Origin of the sequence: Pseudomonas sp. A-RE-19, assembly GCF_019956555.1 — a bacterium.
Lineage (GTDB): Bacteria > Pseudomonadota > Gammaproteobacteria > Pseudomonadales > Pseudomonadaceae > Aquipseudomonas.
Genome location: NZ_JAHBDQ010000069.1, coordinates 1 through 1,111, shown reverse-complemented (window position 1 = coordinate 1,111; position 1,111 = coordinate 1). Strand labels below are relative to the sequence as shown.

General features: G+C 58.0%; 2 protein-coding genes. Both read right to left on the bottom strand.

Going from position 1 to position 1,111, the window contains the following annotated elements; translation table 11 throughout:
* On the bottom strand, nucleotides 1-716 hold a 716-nt coding region (locus KGB14_RS25450; protein ID WP_223489763.1), incomplete at its 3' end, for an amino acid ABC transporter ATP-binding protein.
* A gap of 11 nt (nucleotides 717-727) precedes the next feature.
* Nucleotides 728-1,111: amino acid ABC transporter permease (locus KGB14_RS25445; RefSeq protein WP_223489761.1), on the bottom strand; the 384-nt coding region annotated here is incomplete at its 5' end.

The window sequence follows — 1,111 nt, the reverse complement described above, 5'->3', positions numbered from 1 at the left end:
TTATCGAAGAAGTCGTTCGGCGCGGCCTGTTCGACGATTTCACCCTTGTCCATGAAGATCACGCGGTTGGCCACGGTACGGGCGAAGCCCATTTCGTGGGTTACGCAGAGCATGGTCATGCCGTCTTCGGCCAGGCCGATCATGGTGTCGAGAACCTCTTTCACCATCTCTGGGTCGAGTGCCGAAGTCGGTTCGTCGAACAGCATGATTTTCGGTTTCATGCACAGGGCGCGGGCAATCGCCACACGCTGTTGCTGACCGCCGGACAGTTGCCCCGGGAATTTATGCGCCTGCTCCGGAATGCGTACGCGTTCCAGGTAATGCATGGCGATTTCTTCGGCCTTGCGCTTGGGCATCTTGCGCACCCACATCGGTGCCAGGGTGCAGTTCTGCAGAATGGTCAGGTGCGGGAACAGGTTGAAGTGCTGGAACACCATGCCGACTTCACGGCGGATCGCTTCGATCTGCTTGAGGTCGTTGGTCAGTTCCACGCCATCGACCACGATGCGGCCCTGCTGGTGCTCTTCCAGACGATTGAGGCAGCGGATGGTGGTGGATTTGCCGGAACCCGACGGGCCGCACAGGACGATACGCTCGCCCTGCTTGACGTTCAGGTTGATGTCTTTCAACACGTGGAACTGGCCGTACCACTTGTTCACGCCCTGCATCTGAATAATGCCTTCAGGGCTCACAGGCTGTTTGATCGCTTCACTCATAAACTACGCTCCTAACGCTTGTGGCCAGTGTCCAGCTTACGTTCCAAATGCATGGAGTAGCGGGACATACCAAAACAGAAAATCCAGAACACCAGGGCCGCGAACACATAGCCTTCAGTGGCCATGCCCAACCATTTAGGGTCGGCGGCGGCTTGCTTGACGCTGTTGAGCAGGTCGAACAGGCCGATGATGATCACCAGGCTCGTGTCCTTGAACAGCGCAATGAAGGTGTTGACGATGCCGGGGATCACCAGCTTCAGGGCTTGCGGCAGAATCACCAGGCCCATGCTGCGCCAGTAACCGAGGCCCATCGCCGCTGCCGCTTCGTACTGACCTTTAGGGATCGCTTGCAGACCGCCACGTACCACTTCGGCCACATAGGCCGACTGGAACAG